The sequence below is a fragment of the Telluria sp. AZSoR62 genome, assembly GCF_058111565.1.
The window spans coordinates 1-233 of the sequence record NZ_JBYTST010000643.1 but is presented as its reverse complement, the minus strand read 5'-3'; the positions used below and the strand labels follow the sequence as shown (position 1 = coordinate 233).

The 233-nt window shown below is 66.1% G+C and carries 1 protein-coding gene; it reads right to left on the bottom strand.

Annotation, left to right across the window (positions count from 1 at the left end; translation table 11 throughout):
- Positions 1–233 (bottom strand): Ig-like domain-containing domain (locus AC3XQU_RS25020; protein WP_489876781.1); only part of this gene is annotated, 233 nt, incomplete at both ends.

The following is a 233-nucleotide window of genomic DNA, read 5'->3' as shown; positions in this document are numbered from 1 at the left end:
ATTCGCCGTCACCGCCACACCAGTCGCCCCAGCAACCGGAGACGTAACCGTCACGGTCGGAGCCGTCGTATCACCACCACCACCGCCACCGCTCAGGGTGAGGACGAGCTTGGGTGCGAGCGTGCTGCCGGCTTCCTTGGAGTTGAGGTCCAGGCCGTCGCCGCTGGTGGTGTCCATTCCCAGGGAGAGTTGTTGGCCGAGTTCGCCGGTCAGTCCGCTGACCGTCAGCGGAA